The 20,616-nt window shown below is 53.7% G+C and carries 23 protein-coding genes, 1 pseudogene and 1 riboswitch; of the genes and pseudogenes, 18 read left to right on the top strand and 6 right to left on the bottom strand.

Going from position 1 to position 20,616, the window contains the following annotated elements:
• Positions 1-2: 2 nt before the first annotated feature.
• From DBR37_RS15260 to DBR37_RS15245, 4 genes are read right to left on the bottom strand one after another with little or no spacing between them, the layout of a single operon-like run.
• Positions 3-731 carry a phosphoadenylyl-sulfate reductase gene (locus DBR37_RS15260; RefSeq protein WP_124575325.1) on the bottom strand — a complete coding sequence of 243 codons (729 nt, stop codon included), beginning with the start codon at positions 729-731 and terminating at the stop codon, positions 3-5.
• Positions 728-1,255: a DUF934 domain-containing protein gene (locus DBR37_RS15255; RefSeq protein ID WP_124575324.1), complete on the bottom strand. Its 528-nt coding sequence runs from the start codon at positions 1,253-1,255 to the stop codon at positions 728-730. The genes DBR37_RS15260 and DBR37_RS15255 overlap by 4 nt, the downstream gene beginning before the upstream one ends.
• Entirely contained in the window at positions 1,248-2,942 is a 1,695-nt protein-coding gene (locus tag DBR37_RS15250; protein ID WP_124575323.1) for a nitrite/sulfite reductase, read from the bottom strand. Before DBR37_RS15250 ends, DBR37_RS15255 begins: the two co-directional genes overlap by 8 nt.
• 9 nt (positions 2,943-2,951) lie before the next feature.
• Positions 2,952-3,725, bottom strand: coding sequence for a sulfite exporter TauE/SafE family protein (locus tag DBR37_RS15245; protein ID WP_124575322.1), 774 nt, complete (start codon positions 3,723-3,725; stop codon positions 2,952-2,954).
• 158 nt (positions 3,726-3,883) lie between these two features.
• On the opposite strand from DBR37_RS15245, the gene DBR37_RS15240 reads away from it, so the two are divergent.
• The 6 genes from DBR37_RS15240 (at position 3,884) to DBR37_RS15215 (ending at position 8,032) form a co-directional block, all read left to right on the top strand.
• Positions 3,884-4,825 carry a CysB family HTH-type transcriptional regulator gene (locus DBR37_RS15240; protein WP_124575321.1) on the top strand — a complete coding sequence of 314 codons (942 nt, stop codon included), beginning with the start codon at positions 3,884-3,886 and terminating at the stop codon, positions 4,823-4,825.
• A 38-nt stretch (positions 4,826-4,863) separates the two neighbouring features.
• Entirely contained in the window at positions 4,864-5,520 is a 657-nt protein-coding gene (locus DBR37_RS15235) for a class I SAM-dependent methyltransferase (protein ID WP_124575320.1), read from the top strand.
• 27 nt (positions 5,521-5,547) lie between these two features.
• A complete protein-coding gene (locus DBR37_RS15230; RefSeq protein WP_012080301.1) occupies positions 5,548-5,799 on the top strand; it encodes a hypothetical protein in 252 nt (83 codons plus the stop codon).
• A 27-nt stretch (positions 5,800-5,826) separates the two neighbouring features.
• Positions 5,827-6,183 carry a DUF6572 domain-containing protein gene (locus tag DBR37_RS15225; RefSeq protein WP_124575319.1) on the top strand — a complete coding sequence of 119 codons (357 nt, stop codon included), beginning with the start codon at positions 5,827-5,829 and terminating at the stop codon, positions 6,181-6,183.
• A 215-nt stretch (positions 6,184-6,398) separates the two neighbouring features.
• Positions 6,399-7,382 carry a tripartite tricarboxylate transporter substrate binding protein gene (locus tag DBR37_RS15220; protein ID WP_124575318.1) on the top strand — a complete coding sequence of 328 codons (984 nt, stop codon included), beginning with the start codon at positions 6,399-6,401 and terminating at the stop codon, positions 7,380-7,382.
• Between the two features lie 146 nt (positions 7,383-7,528).
• Positions 7,529-8,032 carry an arsinothricin resistance N-acetyltransferase ArsN1 family B gene (locus DBR37_RS15215; protein ID WP_124575317.1) on the top strand — a complete coding sequence of 168 codons (504 nt, stop codon included), beginning with the start codon at positions 7,529-7,531 and terminating at the stop codon, positions 8,030-8,032.
• A gap of 33 nt (positions 8,033-8,065) precedes the next feature.
• Here the strand turns inward: DBR37_RS15215 and xth are convergent, their stop codons facing one another.
• Positions 8,066-8,830, bottom strand: a complete 765-nt coding sequence (gene xth, locus DBR37_RS15210) for an exodeoxyribonuclease III (protein WP_124575316.1) — start codon at positions 8,828-8,830, stop codon at positions 8,066-8,068.
• Positions 8,831-9,039: 209 nt separating this feature from the next.
• A riboswitch (ZMP/ZTP riboswitch) is annotated at positions 9,040-9,161 on the top strand.
• Positions 9,162-9,305: 144 nt separating this feature from the next.
• Between xth and glyA the strand changes: the two genes are divergently transcribed.
• The 12 genes and pseudogenes from glyA to DBR37_RS15150 form a co-directional block, all read left to right on the top strand.
• Positions 9,306-10,550 carry a serine hydroxymethyltransferase gene (gene glyA / locus DBR37_RS15205; RefSeq protein WP_124575315.1) on the top strand — a complete coding sequence of 415 codons (1,245 nt, stop codon included), beginning with the start codon at positions 9,306-9,308 and terminating at the stop codon, positions 10,548-10,550.
• Between the two features lie 218 nt (positions 10,551-10,768).
• Positions 10,769-11,236 (top strand): transcriptional regulator NrdR, encoded by a 468-nt coding sequence (gene nrdR, locus DBR37_RS15200; protein ID WP_124575314.1) that lies wholly within the window; start codon positions 10,769-10,771, stop codon positions 11,234-11,236.
• A 1-nt stretch (position 11,237) separates the two neighbouring features.
• Positions 11,238-11,594 carry a DUF1801 domain-containing protein gene (locus tag DBR37_RS15195; protein WP_124575313.1) on the top strand — a complete coding sequence of 119 codons (357 nt, stop codon included), beginning with the start codon at positions 11,238-11,240 and terminating at the stop codon, positions 11,592-11,594.
• 32 nt (positions 11,595-11,626) lie between these two features.
• Positions 11,627-12,508 (top strand): EamA family transporter, encoded by an 882-nt coding sequence (locus DBR37_RS15190; RefSeq protein ID WP_124575312.1) that lies wholly within the window; start codon positions 11,627-11,629, stop codon positions 12,506-12,508.
• Between the two features lie 160 nt (positions 12,509-12,668).
• Entirely contained in the window at positions 12,669-13,247 is a 579-nt protein-coding gene (pilV, locus tag DBR37_RS15185) for a type IV pilus modification protein PilV (protein WP_124575311.1), read from the top strand.
• A gap of 2 nt (positions 13,248-13,249) precedes the next feature.
• Positions 13,250-14,170 carry a PilW family protein gene (locus DBR37_RS15180; protein WP_233588396.1) on the top strand — a complete coding sequence of 307 codons (921 nt, stop codon included), beginning with the start codon at positions 13,250-13,252 and terminating at the stop codon, positions 14,168-14,170.
• A gap of 7 nt (positions 14,171-14,177) precedes the next feature.
• A complete protein-coding gene (locus tag DBR37_RS15175) occupies positions 14,178-14,816 on the top strand; it encodes a PilX N-terminal domain-containing pilus assembly protein (RefSeq protein WP_124575310.1) in 639 nt (212 codons plus the stop codon).
• Between the two features lie 15 nt (positions 14,817-14,831).
• Positions 14,832-15,272, top strand: a complete 441-nt coding sequence (locus DBR37_RS15170; protein WP_124575309.1) for a type IV pilin protein — start codon at positions 14,832-14,834, stop codon at positions 15,270-15,272.
• Positions 15,253-15,810 (top strand): GspH/FimT family pseudopilin, encoded by a 558-nt coding sequence (locus DBR37_RS15165; protein ID WP_233588395.1) that lies wholly within the window; start codon positions 15,253-15,255, stop codon positions 15,808-15,810. Before DBR37_RS15170 ends, DBR37_RS15165 begins: the two co-directional genes overlap by 20 nt.
• A gap of 53 nt (positions 15,811-15,863) precedes the next feature.
• Positions 15,864-16,955 carry a bifunctional diaminohydroxyphosphoribosylaminopyrimidine deaminase/5-amino-6-(5-phosphoribosylamino)uracil reductase RibD gene (gene ribD / locus DBR37_RS15160; protein WP_124575308.1) on the top strand — a complete coding sequence of 364 codons (1,092 nt, stop codon included), beginning with the start codon at positions 15,864-15,866 and terminating at the stop codon, positions 16,953-16,955.
• An 18-nt stretch (positions 16,956-16,973) separates the two neighbouring features.
• Complete coding sequence (locus DBR37_RS15155) at positions 16,974-17,585, top strand: riboflavin synthase (RefSeq protein ID WP_124575307.1); 612 nt, start codon at positions 16,974-16,976, stop codon at positions 17,583-17,585.
• 143 nt (positions 17,586-17,728) lie between these two features.
• Positions 17,729-18,091, top strand: a pseudogene (locus DBR37_RS15150) (HTH domain-containing protein); the annotation flags it as partial.
• Positions 18,092-18,271: 180 nt separating this feature from the next.
• Here the strand turns inward: DBR37_RS15150 and DBR37_RS15145 are convergent.
• Positions 18,272-20,506 (bottom strand): autotransporter domain-containing protein, encoded by a 2,235-nt coding sequence (locus DBR37_RS15145; RefSeq protein ID WP_124575306.1) that lies wholly within the window; start codon positions 20,504-20,506, stop codon positions 18,272-18,274.
• Between the last annotated feature and the right edge of the window lie 110 nt (positions 20,507-20,616).

The following is a 20,616-nucleotide window of genomic DNA, read 5'->3' as shown; positions in this document are numbered from 1 at the left end:
TCTCAGGCGTTAGTTGCTACGGGTTTGATTCTGATCAGCTTGCCGTCAACGACGTGCAGGCCGCATTCCTTGGATTCCGGGTTTTCCCACCACCAGCGTCCGGCGCGTACATCTTCGCCAGGCTGGATGGCACGGGTGCAAGGTTCGCAACCGATGGACGGATACCCTTTGTCGTGCAGCGAGTTGTAAGGCACATGGTTGCTGCGTATGTAGTGCCAGACATCCTCTTCCGACCAATCCGCGAGCGGATTGAATTTGGTCATCGCATGCGCATCGTCCTGCTCCTGCACATCGAGTGCAGCGCGGGTAGTCGATTGCGCACGACGCTGGCCGGTGACCCAGGCATGCTTGCCGGCCAGTGCGCGGTTCAGCGGTTCTACCTTGCGGATACGGCAGCATTCCTTGCGCATGTCCACGCTTTCATAGAAAGCGTTCAGGCCGTTTTGCTGCACATATGCTTCGACCGCTTCCGGCTGCGGGCGATACAGTTCCACCTCGTAGTCGTAAGTTTCCTTGATGCGGTCCAGCACGCTCAGCGTTTCTGCATGCAGACGGCCGGTTTCCAGCGTAAAAATGCTGATAGGCAGTTTGTCGCGCAGGATCATGTCGGTCAGCACCATATCTTCCGCCGCCAGACTGGAAGCGAAGACTGCAGGCGCGAACTGATCCGCTACGCGCTGCAGTGTTTCTTTGGTGGCCGCTACCAGCGCGGCGAAATCTGCTTCATTCATTTTGGTGCCACGGCCTGACGATCTACACGACGGAACAAAGGGGTCTTTTTGTCCCACGATTGCTGATAGCTTTCGGAGAAGTCGCTTAAGCCTTTCAATGCATCGTTGACGTCGCGGTCAGCACGCACGGCAAACGAGTTGAAGCCGACGCGCTGCATGTAGAACAATTGATCGCGCAATACATCGCCGACTGCACGCAGTTCGCCAGTGTAATCAAAGCGCATGCGCAGGTTATACGCGATGGAATAACCGCGACCGTCACCAAATTTAGGGAAGTCGACTGCGATCATTTGCAGCGTGGCGGTATCGTCTTTTAATGCTTCCGGACGTTCGTCGCTGGCGAGCCAGACGCCGACGTCGCTGCGTGCTTTCAAGGTGGCGGCCTGGGCTTGCCAGACGGTCAGCGGGACAATAACTTTACCGGCCGGAACCGCAACGGTGTCAGCGGTTTCGCCTTCTGCCAGGCGCAGCAGGTTCCAGTCGTCGGTGCCGACTACGGCTTTGTCTTTGATGATGTTAAGCATATGCATCTTCTCCTGCGGCGTGCGCAACCTTGATCGGTGTTGCGTACACATGTTCCTTGAATGGCGTGACGCCGATACGGCGTGTGGTATCGATGAAGCGTTCATCTTCGATACGGTCGCGGACATAAACTTCGAGCAGGCGTTCGATCACGGTCGGCATTTGATGCGCCGAGAACGATGGGCCGATGATTTTGCCGATCGAGCTGGTATTGCCTTGCGCACCGCCGATAGATACCTGATACCACTCGGCACCGTCTTTATCGACACCCAGGATGCCGATGTTGCCGACGTGATGGTGACCGCAGGCATTGATACAGCCGGAGATATTGAGTTCGATATCGCCGATGTCATGCTGGAAGTCCAGGCTGTCGAAACGCTCTGCAATCGCTTCCGCAATCGGAATCGATTTGGCATTTGCCAGCGAGCAGAAATCGCCGCCAGGGCAGCAGATGATGTCGGTCAGCAAGCCGATGTTTGGTGTTGCCAGACCTTGCGACTTGGCTGCTTCCCACACTGCATAGAGGTCGGAAATCTTGACGTCGGACAGCACCACGTTTTGTTCATGTGTAACGCGCAGTTCGCCAAAGCTGTAGCGATCAGCCAGTTCCGCCATGAAGTCCAGTTGCTCGGCAGTAGCGTCGCCCGGAGGTACGCCGGTTTTCTTCAGCGACAGCACCACCGCTGCATAGCCGCTTACTTTGTGCGCCTTGACGTTGCGGGTGAGCCAGCTGTTGAAGGCTTTGTTTTCTGCTTTGTGTTTTTCAAACTCTGCATCTGTTGCTGGCAGCGTGTCGTAAGCAGGCATGGTGAAGAATGCGGCAACGCGTTGCAGTTCTTCGTCGGTCAGGGTGCCCGGACCGTCCTTGATGTCTTGCCATTCTGCTTCGACCTGACGGCGATATTCATCGATACCGATCGCTTTGACCAGGATCTTGATACGCGCTTTATAAATGTTGTCGCGACGACCGTATTGGTTATAGACGCGCAGGATCGCTTCCAGATAGGTCATGACGTGACGCCATGGCAGGAATTCGCAGATCACGCTGCCGAGGATAGGGGTACGGCCCATGCCGCCGCCTACCATCACGCGGAAGCCGACTTCACCTTGTTCGTTCTTGATCACGTGCAGGCCGATGTCATGCACGGCGGTGGCCGCGCGGTCTTCGACGGCGCCATTGATGGCGATCTTGAATTTACGTGGCAGGTAAGCGAACTCCGGATGGAAGGTGCTCCATTCACGGATGATTTCTGCATACGGACGCGGATCGACGATTTCGTCGGCAGCGACGCCGGCCAGTTCGTCCGAAGTGGTGTTGCGGATGCAGTTACCGGAAGTCTGGATCGCGTGCATCTCGACCGAAGCCAGTTCAGTCAGGATGTCCGGTGTCTGTTCCAGGTTGATCCAGTTGAACTGGATGTTTTGACGGGTCGTGAAGTGACCATAGCCGCGGTCATAGGTGCGGGCGATATGGCCAAACATGCGCATTTGTGCCGACGACAGCAGGCCGTATGGTACGGCGATGCGCAGCATGTAGGCATGACGTTGCATGTAAAGGCCGTTTTGCAGGCGCAGGATACGGAATTCGTCCTCTGCCAGTTCGTCGGACAAGCGACGACGGACCTGATCGCGGTATTGCGCGATGCGTTCTTTAACGATTTGATGGTCGTATTGATCGTAGCGATACATCTCAATTCCTTAGTAAACTAACTTGAAGGCAACGGTCGTCAGCGTGGTAGCCAACAGAACGCGCAATACTTTTTCCGGTATAGCTCGTGACGCCAGCGATCCGAGGGTGATGCCCGGCACGGAGCCCAGCAACAGCATGGCCAGTAATTCCCAATGGATCGATCCGAGCCACCAGTGGCCGAGCGCCGCTATTGCGGTCAAAGGCACTGCATAGGCTATGTCGGTACCGGCAATTTCGGCCGGTGTCAGGCGTGGATAAAGCAGAACCAGTATGGTGGCGCCGATTGCTCCTGCACCAATAGACGAGATTGTAACCAATGTACCGAGAATTGCACCCGAAACTATGGTCGCTATGACCAGTTTTTTGCCGTGAAACTGACGGTTGGGATGCGCACTCATCCAGTTTTGCAGGCGGGTGCGGAAAATCAGCGCGATCACGGTTAGCATGACGGAGCCGGCGATCGAGTAGCGTATGACCTGGCCAATTTCCTTGTCGAGGCCGCCGAGGTACTTCAGGACGAGGGTGGTCAGCACCGCTGCAGGCAGCGCGCCCAGGCAGAGTTGCTTGACGATATCCCAGTGCACATTGCCCTTGTAACGGTGGGCAAAGGTGCCTGCGATCTTGGTGGTGGAGGCGAAGGCGAGGTCGGTCCCGACTGCTACCGTCGGCGAGACGCCAAACAGCAGGGTAAGCAGGGGTGTCATCAGGGAGCCGCCGCCGACACCGGTCAGACCGACCAGTAAACCGACTGCAAAACCTGAAACAATATAAGTAACCGACATAAGACCTCGCGCAAAGTAGGGCGAATAGTAATAAACTTGAGCCTTATTCCAAACTACTTACTAATTATTTGCTTATATGCTTTTTTGGCATAAGCAATAATGAAAAATGACTGGAGCGCGTAAATGCGTGTATTCAGTCGAAAACATGAGGGGAAGACATGAATCTTCATCAACTTCGCTTCGTTCGGGAAGCGGTGCGGCAGAACTTTAATTTGACTGAGGCTGCCAAGGCACTGTTTACCTCTCAACCGGGTGTCTCCAAGGCAATTATTGAGTTGGAAGAAGAGCTGGGCGTGGATATTTTTTCGCGCCACGGCAAGCGTATTCGCGGCCTGACCGAGCCGGGACGGGCAGTGTTGAAGTCGGTTGAGCTGATCATGCAGGAAATTGACGGCCTCAAACGCATAGGTAATGAATTCGCCGCGCATGACAGCGGCAGCTTTACGATCGCCACCACGCACACGCAGGCGCGCTATTCGCTGCCTAAGGTGGTGCAGGCGTTCACGCAGAAATTCCCCAAGGTGCGATTGTCATTGTTGCAAGGCAATCCCAAACAGGTTGCCGATATGGTGCTGATGGATCAGGCTGACCTGGCGATTGCGACGGAATCAATTGCCAGCATCGATGGCCTGATTTCATTGCCGTGTTATCAATGGGAGCATCAGGTGGTGGTGCCGCTTGATCATCCCTTGCTCAAGTCCAAGTCGATTACGCTGGAAGAGTTAACGGCTTATCCGCTGATTACCTATGACAGCGCGTTTGCCGGGCGCAATAAGATAGACCATGCGTTCAGCCTGCGTAATCTGAAGCCGGACGTCTTGCTGGAAGCGATTGATGCCGATGTAATCAAAACCTATGTCGAGCTCGGTATGGGCATAGGCATCATCGCCGGTATGGCCTTCGATCCGGAGCGCGACAAGAACCTGCGCGCGATCCCGGCCGGGCATTTGTTCGGCACCAATGTGTCACGCGTGGCGCTGAAGCAGGGCGCATACTTGCGCAGCTATGTATTTACGTTCATCGAATTGTTGACGCCTACCCTCAACCGCAAGCTGGTCGAGCAGGTATTGAACGGCGAAAAAGACATGTATGAACTTTGAATGAGTATTCACTATTTTGAACTGGAAGCAGAAGCAGCATGATTAAACCGGTAAACACCGATATGGCCGAGTATTACGCGGTCCGCGATAACTTCGATGAAGAAGATATCGAAAACCCGGACGGCGCCGATGCGCTGGACGACATCATGGAGAATCTGCGTAAGCTGATGAGCGGCCAGCACGTACTGGAGCTCGCATGCGGCGACGGTTACTGGACCGATGAGCTGGCGGAATACGCGGCCTCGGTTCTGGCGACCGACATCAATCCGGGTTTGCTGGAACAGGCAAAAACCCGCGAGTTGCCGGAAGATATCGTACAGTTTGCAGTTGCTGACGCCCTTGATCCCAAGGTCGAAGGTGAGTTCACTGCCTGCTTCGCCGGTTTCTGGTGGTCGCATGTGCGGCGCCAGGATCAGGTCGACGTGATCGCGCGTATTCGCAAGATCATAGGACAGGATGGCTTGCTGGTCTTGGTCGATAATTCGCAGGTCGATACCGAAAAGACCGTGATCGCGCGTACCGATCAGGAGGGTAATACTTACCAGATCCATGCGGCGCCGAATGGCGAGCGTTACGAGATTCTCAAAAACTACTACACGAATAGCACCCTGCGCAAACGTCTGGGCCCTTTGTTGAAAGATATGCGCGTGCATCACTTTGAACATTACTGGATGCTGACCGCGCGCCTGCGCTAGGTCATCCGTTTCCATGTCGAGGAAAGTATGAGATCAACCAGAGCCACCGCCGCCGTTGAGCGACTGAAGGAACGTAGCGGGAATGAACACTATGCCATGGTGCGTACTTCCGAAGAATTGTTTTATCTGGTCGATAACGCGGGTGACAAGCCCGTCATCGTCAGCGAACGTTTGCCGCTGGATGAATTCGTCACCTTCGTCAAAGCCTACGGCCCGCAAAAACCGCGCCGCCAGACCAAGTCCGATATTGCTTTCGAAAAGCAACTGATCAAACGCTGAGCCTGCATTGTCAGCCGGACTGCGCGCATGACCGTAGAACAAACCGAACTGATAGATAGCGTCAGCCTGGACCAGGCGGGCGCTGTCTGTATTTTGGCTATCATCGACGATCTGGTTTGGGATGAGCTGCATTTACAGCTGTTACAAACCAAGCTGAATACCTATCTGCGCTATATAGAAAGCGGCGAAATTTTTGTCCAGTATCCGGCGCTGCAGGAACGGGCCGAGCAGGGACTGGATTTTGCAATTGAGCTGCGCTGCATCTACGCACCGGGCAGCCACGCGAGTTTGTTTCTCGAGAGTGCCGGCAATATCATCCGTGACGCAGGCTACCTTTTGCGGATAGGGCCGCTCGGCTCTGACTATGCAGATGAGGCTTTGTAAGCCTGTAGTAAGGATATGCAGCGATAAACGTCGGCATGTCAGTTGCATATGCGCTGCGTAAAAATCGTTATGAGGATACTGAATGAGGTATCCTTCCCCACCTAGGCGTAATCTCCGTCGCCTTTGCCCTTAGCGATTCTGGTTTTGTGTTCTTTTTGGCATGCCCTGAGGCCGCGATTCCTGAAGCGTGATTTACTTTTTATAAGGATTGAATAATGAGACAACTATCCCGCGGCAGCAAATTACTCCTGTGCGCATTCGCAGCAGCAGCGAGTTTTTCTGCTAACGCCCTGGCCCAAAGCTGGCCAAATTCAACGGTAACGGTCGTGGTGCCTTGGCCACCAGGCGGTCCATCTGATATCGCTGCGCGTCCTGTCGCCAAACGTTTGACCGAAGACCTCGGTCATCCATTCGTGATCGACAACCGTGGCGGTGGCGGCGGCAACATCGGTAGTGCAGCAGTGGCACGTGCTCCAGCAGACGGTAACACTCTGCTGATCACATCCAGCGCACCGATCGTGATCAATCCTAGCCTGTACAAAAAAATGACCTTTGATCCGAGCAAGGATCTGGTACCTATCACCAACCTGCTGCGCGTGCCGCTGGTTCTGGTTGCCAACCCTGCCGTACCTGCCAACAATCTGAAAGAATTGATGGCGTACATCAAGGCGCAAAAAGGTCAGTTCTCCTACGCTTCTGCTGGTTCGGGCACACCACAGCACATGACTGGCGAATTGTTTAAAAGCGTCACCAAGCTGGAAATGACGCACGTTCCTTACAAAGGTTCGGCGCCTGCAATTTCCGATCTGTTGGGCGGTCACATTCCTGTGATGTTCGACAGCATGATCGCGATCATGCCGCACATCAAGAGCGGCAAGGTAAAAGCAATTGCTGTTTCGGGCGCACACCGTTCGCCACAATTGCCTGACGTACCTACCTTCGCTGAATCCGGCGTGCCGGCAGTGGTTTCTTACGCATGGTACGGTTTCTTCGCACCAGCAGGTACACCAAAAGCGATCGTGAACAAGATCAATGCTGAAACACAAAAAATCATGAAAGAGCCAGCATTCCAAAAAATCCTGGCAGATACCGGCTCTGACTATGTAGGCGACACCCCGGAAAACTTCGCTGCCTTCGTAAAAGAAGAATCAGTGAAATGGGCGAAAGTCGTGAAAGAAAGCGGCGCGACCGTAGACTGATGACGACTGGCTATCCGACATGGGTAGCAAGCCAGTTTTACCCGGAAGCCCTGTCCTGCGACAGGGCTTTTTTATTGCTCCGGGGCGGGGAGCGTGTAGTCTATTGTCGGTACACTACAGCTATCCCATTGCCTTGAACCTTCATCATGTCTGAAGCCATACGCCCGGCGACGCGCAACGATGCCGCAGCCATCTGCGAAATCTACAATCATTACGTGCTCAACACCGTCATCAGCTTTGAAACGGAGGCTGTGACTGTAGATGAGATGAGCGCCCGCATAGATGAAACCATGACGCAGTTCCCATGGCTGGTGTATGAAGTTGACGGGCGCATACTGGGCTATGCCTACGCCAGCAAGTGGAAGGTGAGGAAGGCTTACCAGCACTCAGTCGAAGGTTCGGTTTATCTGGCGCAGGACAGCGGTGGACGCGGCGTCGGCACGCGCTTGTATCAGGCGCTGATCAGCGAACTGTCCCGACTATCTGTGCATGCGGTGCTGGGCGGGATAGTCTTGCCGAATCCGGGCAGCGTGGCGCTGCACGAAAAGCTCGGCTTTGTGAAAGTTGCGCACCTGTCGCAGATCGGGCGCAAGTTCGACCAGTGGCTGGATGTCGGTTATTGGCAACTTATTCTGGACGAAAAAAACTGACCAGCCGCCTGGCGGCAACTGGTCGTTCGCGCTTTAATCCAGCGTTGCGATGACCGGAGTGTGGTCGGACGGTTGTTCCCATTTGCGCGGTACCTTGTCGATCACGCAGGCGGTGCAACGTTTGGTCAATGCAGGTGACAGCAGGATGTGATCGATGCGCAAACCACGGTTGAGGCGGAAGCCCATCTGGCGGTAATCCCACCAGCTATACAGTTTCTCAGGCTGTTCAAACATGCGGAAAGCATCGGTGAAACCCATTTCCTGCATGCGCACAAACGCAGCGCGTTCCGGTTCCGATACCAGTACCTGGCCTTGCCATGCAACCGGATCGTGTACATCGCGGTCTTCCGGCGCAATGTTGTAGTCGCCGAGCAGCGCGACGTTTTCATGTTGCTTCAATTCCTGCGCCAGCAATGCATGCAAGCCTGCCAGCCAGCGCAGCTTGTATTGATACTTGTCCGATTCCAGTGACTGACCATTCGGGATGTAGGCGCAGATGATGCGCACGCCTTGTATGGTGCCGATGATGATGCGCTGATGTTCATCTTCAAACAGCGGATTGTTTTTGACGACATCTGTAATCGGATGGCGCGACAGGATGGCGACGCCGTTATAGGTTTTTTGTCCGGTGTAGACGACGTGGTAACCGGCGGCTTCGATTTCAGCGGCCGGGAATTTTTCATCGACGGTCTTGGTTTCCTGCAGGCAGAGCACGTCCACCGGATTGTCCGTCAGCCATTGCAGGACCTGCGGCAGGCGGACTTTGAGGGAGTTGACGTTCCAGGTGGCGATTTTCATATGTGCAGCTATCCATTCGTGATGCGGGTGGGTGGCGCAGAGGGAGTGCAAAAGCTTGCACTTATGCATGACGGCTGCGCGACAGATGCGGAATTGTATCAGTGCTGCCGTGGTCGGCGTGGCTGGCTGGATATTGTCATTTATTCACGGCATTTGAGTAGGGCGCTGCTTGCCGAAAACAGGCGCTTGTCGTAGAATCCTTGCACCATTTCGTCTCACGTGACTGGCGAATCCGGCTGATTTTCCTGCTGTTCTGGGTAAATTACGTCGTAAGGTGGGCTTACCCACCGTGAAGCGTGAGATTTCATTGCCGTGCGCCTGGGTAGCCCGAATGGAGAGTACGACTGAGGCTGCCTGCACATTCCGTTTTCGGCCTCCTCATTCGATCCCAGGTAGTGTTATTTAGCATGTCGTGATTCGTCACGGCCTGCCCGATTTAGCTTCCTGCCCATTTTTTGAACGATTGGAGTGATTCATGTTTTCAAAAGACCAGACCTTAGCAAAAACAGACGCAGAACTGTGGTCGGCCATCCAGAAGGAAAATACACGTCAGCAAGAACACATCGAGCTGATCGCATCCGAGAACTACACTTCGCCTGCAGTGATGGAAGCGCAAGGCACGCAACTGACCAATAAATACGCCGAAGGTTATCCGGGCAAGCGTTACTACGGTGGTTGCGAATATGTCGATATCGTTGAGCAACTCGCGATCGACCGCCTGAAACAACTGTACGGCGCCGATGCTGCCAACGTACAACCGAACTCCGGTTCGCAAGCCAACCAGGGCGTGTTCCTGGCAGTCCTGAAACCGGGCGACACCATCATGGGTATGTCGCTGGCTGAAGGCGGTCACCTGACACACGGCATGGCATTGAACATGTCCGGCAAATGGTTCAACGTTATTTCCTACGGCCTGAACGACAAGGAAGAAATCGATTACGAAGCCATGGAACGCCTGGCACGTGAGCATAAGCCCAAGCTGATCATCGCTGGTGCTTCTGCTTATGCATTGCGTATCGACTTTGAACGCTTCGCCAAAATCGCCAAGGAAATCGGCGCGTACTTCATGGTCGACATGGCGCACTACGCTGGTCTGATCGCAGCAGGTGAGTACCCGAACCCGGTTCCTTACGCAGATTTCGTCACCTCGACCACGCACAAATCATTGCGCGGCCCACGCGGCGGCTTCATCCTGATGAAGGCAGAGCACGAGAAGATCATCAACTCGGCCATCTTCCCAGGCTTGCAAGGCGGCCCGCTGATGCACGTGATCGCCGGTAAGGCAGTTGCGTTCAAGGAAGCACTGGCACCTGAATTCAAAACCTACCAGCAGCAAGTCGTGAAAAATGCTGACGCACTGGCGAAGGCATTGATCGCACGTGGCTTGCGCATCGTTTCGCATCGCACCGAATCGCACGTAATGCTGGTTGACCTGCGCGCGAAGAAGATCACCGGTAAAGATGCAGAAAACCTGCTCGGTTCCGCGCACATCACTTGCAACAAGAACGCGATTCCGAACGATCCGGAAAAACCATTCGTCACTTCCGGCATCCGTCTTGGCAGCCCGGCCATGACGACCCGTGGTTTCAAGGAAGCGGAAGCGACCAAAGTCGGTAACCTGATCGCCGACGTGCTGGAAAATCCAAATGATGCGGCGACCATAGAGCGCGTCAAAGCGGAAGTGAAAAAACTGACGGACGCTTTCCCGGTCTACGGCTGAGTGTTTTGATATAAAGTTTGTTGTAGTAACTAAGGCGAGCTTCGGCAACATGAAGCGCGCTGCAGAATGGCCTTGTCGGGATGACTGATCCAGACAGGGCCATTTTGGGATGTAGACGAAAGTAATCCCGATACTTACACGGTAGTTTTAGCTAATAATAATTAAATTCGATTGTTAAATTTTTGCTGATGTAACGATCCATAAGGCCAGGCACCGCGATGAAATGTCCTTTTTGCCAGCACGACGATACCCAAGTCCTCGACACCCGTGTCTCTGAGGAGGGCGATAGCATACGCCGTCGCCGCCGTTGTACCAGCTGCGACAAACGCTTCACTACCTACGAACGCGTCGAATTGACGATGCCGGTCGTGGTCAAAAAAAATGGCAGCCGTACCGATTTCGATCCGAAGAAATTGCAGGGCAGCCTGCAACTGGCTCTGCGCAAGCGTCCGGTTTCAGCTGAAGCCGTCGATGCCGCCATCCATCGGATAGAACAAAAGCTGCTCTCCAGTGGCGAACGCGAAGTTATCTCCGGCCAGATCGGTGAACTGGTCATGCGCGAATTGCAGCGCCTCGACAAAATCGCTTACATCCGCTTTGCATCTGTTTACAAGAGCTTTGAGGACGTGGCGGAGTTCCAGGATGCGATTGCCGAGATCGGGCGCGAGCGCAAACCTGCCAAATAAGATGACTGACGCCCGGGTCGAACAACTGCTCAACGATATACGCCTGGTTAATCCTGAGCGTTATGAATTGGTGGTGGCGGCACGGCGCGTCATTCAGAAGGAAGTGAAGCAAGCCATGGAGCGCGTGATGTATGGCGGCTTCATGTTCGCAGCACCGCTCGACTTTTGCGGCGTATTTGCCTACGCCGAACACATCTCCATCGAATTTGGCCGCGGCTGCGATTTGCAGGATGCGTGGCAGGTGTTGGAAGGTAAGGGTAAGCTACGTCGCCATATCAAGATCCACAGCCCGGATGAAATTAAAAGCAAACATCTTGCGGACTATGTCAGGCAGGCGTTTGCCAATGTAAATACCTGAGCAGTCGTCTTCGTTCCACTTCACATTCCTTAATGTCATTTTCCGCACTCGCTTTACTGATCACAGCCGGCTTCATTCATGCGGGCTGGAATATCGTAGCCAAGCGTGCGGGTGGCGATGCACGCTTCGCCTTGTTCACCAGTCTCTTTCTGGCTCTGATATGGACTCCGCTGGGTTTGTGGCTGGCATGGGATGTGGTGCCGGGCTGGGGCTGGAAGGAATGGGTCGTTATCCTGGTGAGCGGAATACTGCACGTCATTTACTACGTCGTGCTGCTGCGCGGTTATCGCAAGGCTGATTTGACAGTTGTTTACCCATTGGCGCGTGGTTCCGGACCTTTGCTGTCTTCGATGGCGGCTTTGCTATTTCTGGGTGAACAGATATCGGCACTGGGTGCGGGTGGCATAGCAGGTGTCGTATTGGGCGTCTTTCTGATTGCCGGTGGCCCCAAGCTTTTCCTCGCGGCCAAGGATGCGGAACAGCGCAAGCGCGTGCATGTCGGTATCTTCTACGGTTTGCTGACAGGTGCTTTTATTGCCTGCTACACGGTGGTGGACGGCTATGCAGTCAAGTTCATGCTGATGTCACCCATCCTGATCGACTACATCGGTAATTTTGTCCGCATCGCTGTACTGGCTCCGACTTACTTCCATGATCGTGCTACCGCAGCAGAGCTGTGGAAGAAGCAGTGGAAGTATGCGTTGATCGTCGGCGCGATCAGTCCCATCTCGTACGTACTGGTGCTGTATGCAGTGAAGCTGGCGCCCTTGTCACATGTGGCACCGGCACGTGAAGTGTCCATGCTGTTTGCCGCCATCATTGGTGGTCATTTACTGAAAGAAGGCGACCGGACTGAACGCCTGATAGGTGCGATCTTTATTGCGCTGGGTGTGATTGCGCTGGCGGTAGCCTAGCCACCTTCATCTTTCTTAAGCATCACTTTTTCAAATAATGTCCATGTGTAAATTTCCCCTGTTCTTCGGGAGGATTCCGCGCATCAGTAGTCATCATTTCCCATGTTGATGGGATGCGAAGTCAGGCATCAACTTCACAAAATGTCGGTTCATTTTCGAGATGTTGTTCGTATCACGGAGAACAGAAATGAAGACTTCTGCGGCAGATGGCTTTTCACTGATCGAAGTATTGATCTCGATATTTGTGCTGACGGTTGGTGTAATCGGTGCCGCCAGCATGCAGCTCACCGCTTTGCAGACATCTCGCTGGTCTGCTTTTCAAACGACAGCCTTGCATCTCGCGCTTGAGATGGCTGACCACATACGTAGCCATAGTCGCCAAATCCAATCGGGCGATATGAGCAATCCTTATCTGGCTATCGATTATCAAATTCCCTACCATCACCCGGCGATTAATTGCTATGGACGGGAGGTCAATTGCGATGCGGGGGAACTCGCGCAGTTTGAGATAGCACTATGGCTAAAGCGTGTCAGTAAAGAGTTGCCTGCCGCACGCGTGCGGGTTTGCCGCGATATGCAACCTTGGGATGCGGGCAGGCGGCGATATACATGGAACTGTACCGAAAGCAGTGGCGCGAATTCCAATCCGCTTATTTTTATCAAAATAGGCTGGCCTGAGCAGAACGCAGCAGACAGCGATTTTCCTCCGGTACTGGTACTACCTGTCGCACTTCGCTAGCCATGAAATCATTCTCACATCAACGCGGACTAAGCATCACGGAGCTGATGGTTGCCATGACCATAGGGTTGTTCATCACTTTGCTCGCGACCGGATTATTGGCATCGAACCAGGCTGCCTATCTGGCGCAAGATCAGTATGCGCAGGTTCAGGAAACAGGACGTTATGCGATGGAGATGCTGGCACGTGCGATACGACAGGCTGGATACAAAAAACTGGATGCAGCCAGCAGCACCACAGATATTCATCCGCATGTGATCGGCATGGATGCGAGCAGCCTCAAGCGAACGACGGCAGGTCTGGATGCCGCAGCGTCGTCCACGGTTGTGAACGGTAGCGATGTGCTGGCCTTGTCTTACGCCAGTGATGAAGCAATGTTTAATTGCGCCGGGATGACGGTGACGTCAGTTGATAAGGATGAAGATGCATGGAGCATGTTTTTTGTAGGCAGGGACAGGACGGGTGAGCCTGAACTACGTTGTAAGTATCGCTCCAGGCGCGGCTGGAATGCAGATGCGATTGCGCGTGGCATAGAGTCGTTCCAGGTTTTGTATGGGTTGGATGCTGATGACAATGGAGTCGTCGATCGCTATATCAATGCGAGCGATGTCGAGGCCATGGATGATGTAATTCCGCTGAATGGAGAGAATGCTATAGCGTGGCTGGCCGACCGCCAGCAGCGGACGCACTGGAAGAAAGTGCGCGCTGTCAAAGTATCGATACTGGTCAGGAGTGCGCAGGCGGCACGTGATGAGGACGCGAAGATGGCGTATCACTTATTTGATGCAGCCTATCAGAACGCTGACGATATTGGAGTGCATATCAACGAGCAAGATATGCCGGTTAGCGAACGCAAACGGATACGCAAGGTATTTACGCAAACCATACAGTTGCGCAATGGCGGCGCAGCAGACGGTATCTAAGCAGCCCATGTGGCAAGGAAAGGGTGCTCAGACCGGGACGACCTTGATCACTGTGCTGGTGATGCTGTTGCTGATACTTATGCTGGGGCTCGCAGCGGCACAAATAGCCTTGCAGAGTGAGAAGGCTGCACGCAACGACAGGGATAGACATATCGCTTTCCAGGCGGCAGAGGCTGCTTTGCTGGATGCAGAGATCACTATCGAGCACTCTCCTGATGCGGCTAATTCCCGTCGCCATATTTTTGCTCGGCAGAGTGAGTTGGACTTCCCGTTGCCGGATCAAGAGGAGTGCGCCAGCGCAGCAAACTATGTTTATCCGGGCTTGTGCGATACGGTGCCTTATGGTCGCTTTACCGGAAATCAGTTTGTGACTGGCGTTGCTGCTTTGCCAGTAGTCGCACCACGTTATGCCATTGAACTAATTTTGGATCAAAAGGTGAGTTTATTGACTGGCAAGCCTGCTTACTTTTACAGAATCACTGCCATAGGCTACGGTGCACGCGTCAGCACGCAGGTGGTATTGCAAAGCGTTTATAGAAAGCAGCTGGCAGCGGCCTTATCTGGAGAGCAGTCATCCATAGCTACGGGGCGTCTAAGCTGGCGCGAAATGATTAATGGGCCGGAGCTGAATAACGCAGGAAATTAAAGCCGGGAGGTGGAGATGCGTTTGCATAGCGGATTTACGTTGATAGAAGTATTGATCGCCTTATTCATTATGGTGCTGCTGGCCGGGTGGGCTGTGCAGTCCTATCAGCATGCTGTGGTGAAGGGCAAGCGGGCGGAAGGACGTGCAGCCTTGATGACGCTGATGCAGCAACAGGAGCGTTACTACTCGGTGCATACGCGCTACCTGGCGTTTTCTTCCGACGAGCAGGAAGGACAGGTACATGGAATGCTATGGTTTTCAGGTTCCTCGAGTCTAACCAGCTCCTATGAAATCAATGCGCAAGCATGTGATGAGGATGGCATCGGGCATTGTATACGCCTGATAGCGCTGCCCGGTACAGTGCGTGTTAATGCGAATTACCGTGATTCGCGCTGCGGCATCTTAAGTATCAACAGTCGCGGCGAAAAGACGGCAGATGCAGATGATTGCTGGTGATGCTTGCAGGAACTGCCGCCACCGCAACGGATATTCTATCGTTGAGTTGCTGGTAGTACTGGCGATAGTCTGCATCCTGCTGGCGAGCGCCGTGCCTGTATTTCAGCATTTTATCCAGGGTCAGCGCCTGCGCACGGCTTCCAATGCCTTGTTTATGGCTGTCAATCTGGCGCGCTCCGAAGCTATCCATCGTGGACGACGTGTCGATCTGGTACCGCTGGATAATATGGACTGGAAGCACGGCTGGCTCGTATTCATAGACGAAAACAATAATCAGCGACCGGACAGCCACGAAACCGTACTGCACACCCATGCCGTGAAAATAGCCGATTTGCAGATCACGCCACGGTTTACTGATTCAAAAGTACAATATGTCGCATACAGCGGTACCGGCCGTAGCCATGGCAATGCTGGCAGGCAGGTCGCGCAGTCCGGGCACTGGCTGCTGGAACTGGGGCCGTATAAACGCAAGGTCGTGATCAATTTCCTGGGACGGCCACGCACATGCGATCCGCTGAAAGACAAGATCAGCTGCTGACAGGCGCAGTGCATGCTGCAGCAGATATACAGACATTAACAGTAAAGATTCTCGTGGAAATTCATAGCGACGTACAAGGCATACGCCTGGCACTGGAACTGGCCGCCAAAGGCATGTTCACCACCACGCCCAATCCGCGCGTGGGTTGCGTTATCGTCAAGGAAAACAAGGTCATCGGCAGCGGTTATACGCAGCCGGTCGGACATGCACATGCTGAAGTGCAGGCGCTGAACGATGCGGCGGACCGTGGCTTTGATGTCAGCGGTTCCACCGTCTATGTCACGCTGGAACCATGTAGTCATCACGGTCGCACACCGCCTTGTGCTGATGCACTGATACGCGCGCGGGTAGGCCGGGTCGTGGCCGCCATTGCCGACCCAAATCCGCTGGTATCAGGGCAGGGTTTGGCGCGACTGGAAGCGGCGGGCATACAAGTCACATGTGGTGTGCTGGAGCAGGAAGCACGCGAGATGAATATCGGCTTCCTGTCACGCATGCAGCGTGGCAAGCCCTGGGTACGCATGAAGAGTGCCGCCAGCCTGGATGGAATGACGGCCCTGCATAACGGTATTAGCCAGTGGATTACCGGCGACGAAGCGCGTGCCGACGGTCATTACTGGCGTGCGCGTGCCTGTGCCATCCTGACCGGTATCGGTACCGTGATGGAAGACGATCCGCAATTGAATGTGCGCGCCATCGATACGCCACGTCAGCCGCAACGCATCGTGATCGACAGCCAGCTGCAGATCAGCCAGCACGCGCGTGTCTTGAGCGGCGGCGGTACTCTGATCGTGGCAGCACAATCTAATCCGGAAAAAGAAAAGCCGCTGCGTGATCTAGGGCATGAAGTGCTCGTCCTGGCCAATGCCAGTGGCAAGGTCGATCTGGCAGCCCTGATGCAGGAACTGGGGCGACGTCAGATTAATGAATTGCACGTAGAGGCAGGTTTCAAATTGAATGGCTCGTTGATACGCGAAGGCTGTGTCGATGAGTTGCTGGTCTACCTGGCACCGACGCTGCTGGGCGATGCGCAACGCATGTTCAACCTGCCAGCGCTGGAGTCGCTGGAGCATAAGAAAAACTTAACTTTCCATGAGGTCAAGCAGATCGGCGCCGATTTGCGTATCCTTGCCCGTTTCATCTAACTCATAGTTATCGCCATCATGTTTACTGGAATCGTCGCTGCCATCGGCAACATCACCCACATTACCCCGCTCGGCGATGCCGATGCAGGGCACCGCCTGACCGTTGATGCCGGCGGCCTGCCTCTGGCCGACGTTGCGCTCGGCGATTCGATCACATTGAACGGTGCGTGCATGACAGTTGTTGCTAAAACCGACAAGCAGTTTGATGTCGATGTCTCACGCGAGAGCCTGAACTGTACCGCAGGGCTGGATGCAATCGGTGAAGTGAACCTGGAAAAAGCAGTGACCCTGTCGGAACGCCTGGGCGGTCATCTGGTTTCCGGCCACGTTGACGGACTCGGCACGGTCAGCAAGTTTGAACCGGTCGGCGAGTCGTGGTTGCTGGCGGTCGCTGCACCTAAAGAATTGGGCAAGTTCATTGCTGTCAAAGGTTCTATCGTCATCAATGGCGTATCGCTGACGGTGAATACCGTGGCCGATAGTGCAGATGCATGTACTTTCTCGGTCAACCTGATTCCACATACGGTGCAGGTCACGACGCTCAAGCATCTCAAGGTGGGCAGCAAGGTAAACCTGGAGATTGATTTGATCGCGCGTTATGTGGAAAGAATGCTGAGTGCATCTCGCTAGGTATTAAGTTTTTTTAAAATCAATGATTTAGGTATGTTATCTGTCTATATAAGTGTTTTTTAATCGTTCTTTGTTGATTTGCATCGAAAACTGACTCACGTTTAGAACACAATCCTGCTTACCAAAGTGAGTGGGAGATTAGAGTGATCGAGGTGGCATTACTTGGAATTGTTCGGCGCTGGCACCTTCGTGACCACGTGTCTTTAAGGGAGATATCCAAACGACTGGGTATCTCTCGAAATACCGTCCGGCGCTATCTACGCGCTGATGCTGTCGAGTCAGCCTATGCTGATCGACGTTCCCCGACTTCTCCCGACAAATACACGTTCAAGCTTTCAGCGTGGATAAAGACCGAGGCGACGAAGTCACGCAAGCAACGACGTACTTTGAAACAGAAACACATCGACTTGTGCGCGTTGGGATATGAAGGGGCCTGTGACCGGGTCGCAGCCTTCGCCAGACAGTGGAAGGGGGATCAGTTAGAGAGGGTCAACTCTGCGAGCAAATCAAACCCATACAACTATCCGAGATATAAAGATGCTGGAGACGAGCAGGGAAGGCCAGAGTATTTTCTCTCAATATTAAGGCGCTGATTTAGCTGGTTGAACCTGCCACTTTGCTCGAAAGCCGACAGCCGGAGAAGAAAAAAGGCGACCAGCAGGTCGCCTTTTTTGGGGAGACTAATATCAGAATGCCCACTTTGCTCGAGCCGAAGCGGTGTGATTTAAATAGTCTGATCGGCCTTCGGCGTCATAACGGAAGGATACTTCAGTACCGTTTGCTACTATTGCGCTGTAGCCGATACCGCCACGCACCAGCCATGGCGAATGGTCTATGCCCGTTGTCATGAATGATTGCCCTGGCGCTCCTGCGTAAGTTGCCAGGATGTTGCCAGTCTCATTGATAGCGTCGTATCCAACACCAAGGTTGGCATCCAGTCTGGAGACGTCCGAGAAACGATGCTGCAGAAACGTATCGGCACCAATCACGAAAGCATCAGTACGATTCGAGGCAACGCCCAGGTTCAATGCATCGGCGCCGCTCTCGTTATAGCCTTGCGATTTGAGCCAGGTGTAATCGGCACGCAGCGCTGGTGTCAGCGTTGTCTTTGAATCCAGGTCAAAGTTTTGCGAGATGGCTGCACCAATATGTGTACTGTAAGTACGATAGTCAGCACGTGCGGTACGGTTCAAACCACCGAAATCGATATAACGCGTACTCTTGTTTTGGCTCACACCTACGTCAGCCTGGAAGGAGAATGTACGATTACCTCCAATGTCTTTGCTGCCGTAAGCAGAAAGAATATGCGAATCAATATTGGCATTTTGTGCTGAACCGCTTATGTTAGTGTTGCCTTCGACAGAGGTTTTCGCATAAGCATACGCCACACCGAATCGCGCACCCGGTGCGACTTCTGCATCGCCCCCCAGTGCCAGACCCCATGTATCAGCCTTGAAGCCAGATGCACCGCCTCGGTCATCCTGTTCTGCTCGTGAACCGAATATTTTTCCCCAGCCGTTTTTATTTGAGAGCGCATCACCGGATGATAAACCACTTGCTCCTGCACTCATGCCGTTTCGGTTTTGCACCAATTTTTGAAAAGTAGACAGAGTACCCTGAATAGCCTGATTACCGGAGATAAGAGGAAGCGTCTGTGTAGCAGCACGTGACAAATCACGATTATTCGATAGTTGACCCAGGGCGGTAACTACAGTACCCATATCGCCGGTCGCACCATTGCTTACCTGGGTATCGAGAACCTTTGCTGCGCCCGCAGCTGACCAATGACGATGTCCATTGACTGCATCAAGAATCCCGTTCGAACTGCTGACGCCGACCCTCAAATCAACAGAATTAGCGTTCTCTATGGTTTCGAAATTGAAGAGTGCCGAGTTATCCGTGACAGTAAATCCATGGGTATTCAGGGTGCCAGCGCGGATGACATCCGACAGGATTGCTCCGTTTGCCAGTGTTGGTACGGATGCCACTTCAACGTGGAGCTTGGCATTGGTATTGAAGGTTGCGGTACCGGTGACATTCAGTTTGCCGTAGTTGCCGTGATTCGTTACACCTATACCCAGCGTTTGACTTGCAGATTGTGTGTAGCTATCGAACTTCAGCGTGCCTGATGATACGGTGGTATTGCCGGAATAAGTATTGCCGCCGGCGATGGTGAGCGTGCCACTGCCTAATTTGGTCAGGCCGCCCACACCAGCCAGGACACCTGCAGTTTGCATGCCAACGTTATAGGCTTGTGTATCGAAGTACGCGCCCTGGCTCCCGATTTCTATATCGCCATTGACGAAGTTGGGCAGGAATTCGGTTTCATTGCTTCGCGCTTGCAGGACGCCGCCATTCCATTGAAATAACGCAGCGCCAAGTCCTCTAAAAAGATAAGTCGTAGAAAGCATTCCACGAGCACTGCTGCTGCCATTGAGATTTAATTGGGCCATACTGCTGCTGTCTGCCGCGAATCCGGTTCCGCCGGTATTGATGACGGTTCCGCCATTTTCTATCACGAGGACTGCCTGTCCCTCGTAGCCTATCTCAAGAGTGCCAGTGGTGGTCCAGCGGGAGCTTGGGCCGTTAACAAACACATCACCCCTGCTGCCCGTAAAAAGTCCGATATACGAATTGGTATTGCTTACTTCTCCGCCATTTTCGACGTAGAGCTGGCCGGTTGAATTTCTACCAACAACAAGAGTGCCACCTGTATCCCATTGAGTGCCGGAAACGTTCTGTGAAGTGCCGCCGTCGATAGTTGCCTGCGCCATGACTGTTCCTGTGGACAGTCCGAGTACCATTGCCAAAAGGGGTTTGTTGGCCTTACTACCAGTCTTGCCTGCATTGCGTACTTTTTCCGAGGCGAATTGCCAAGCGTCGATGCGAAGATTAAAGACAGATTTAAAGCTGCGGTTCATAAAGCAATCTCCAGGTATGTGGGTGTTTATATACTGCAAGACTGCAAGTACGCTGCTTGCATGCAAATGGTCGGGCAACGAGTCAGGGATCAAAGCGGGTAGTGCGTACA

The organism is Herminiimonas sp. KBW02 (genome assembly GCF_003852535.1).
Lineage (GTDB): Bacteria > Pseudomonadota > Gammaproteobacteria > Burkholderiales > Burkholderiaceae_D > Oxalicibacterium.
The sequence above is the reverse complement of the archived record's forward strand: the minus strand, read 5'-3'. Positions and strand labels throughout refer to the sequence as shown.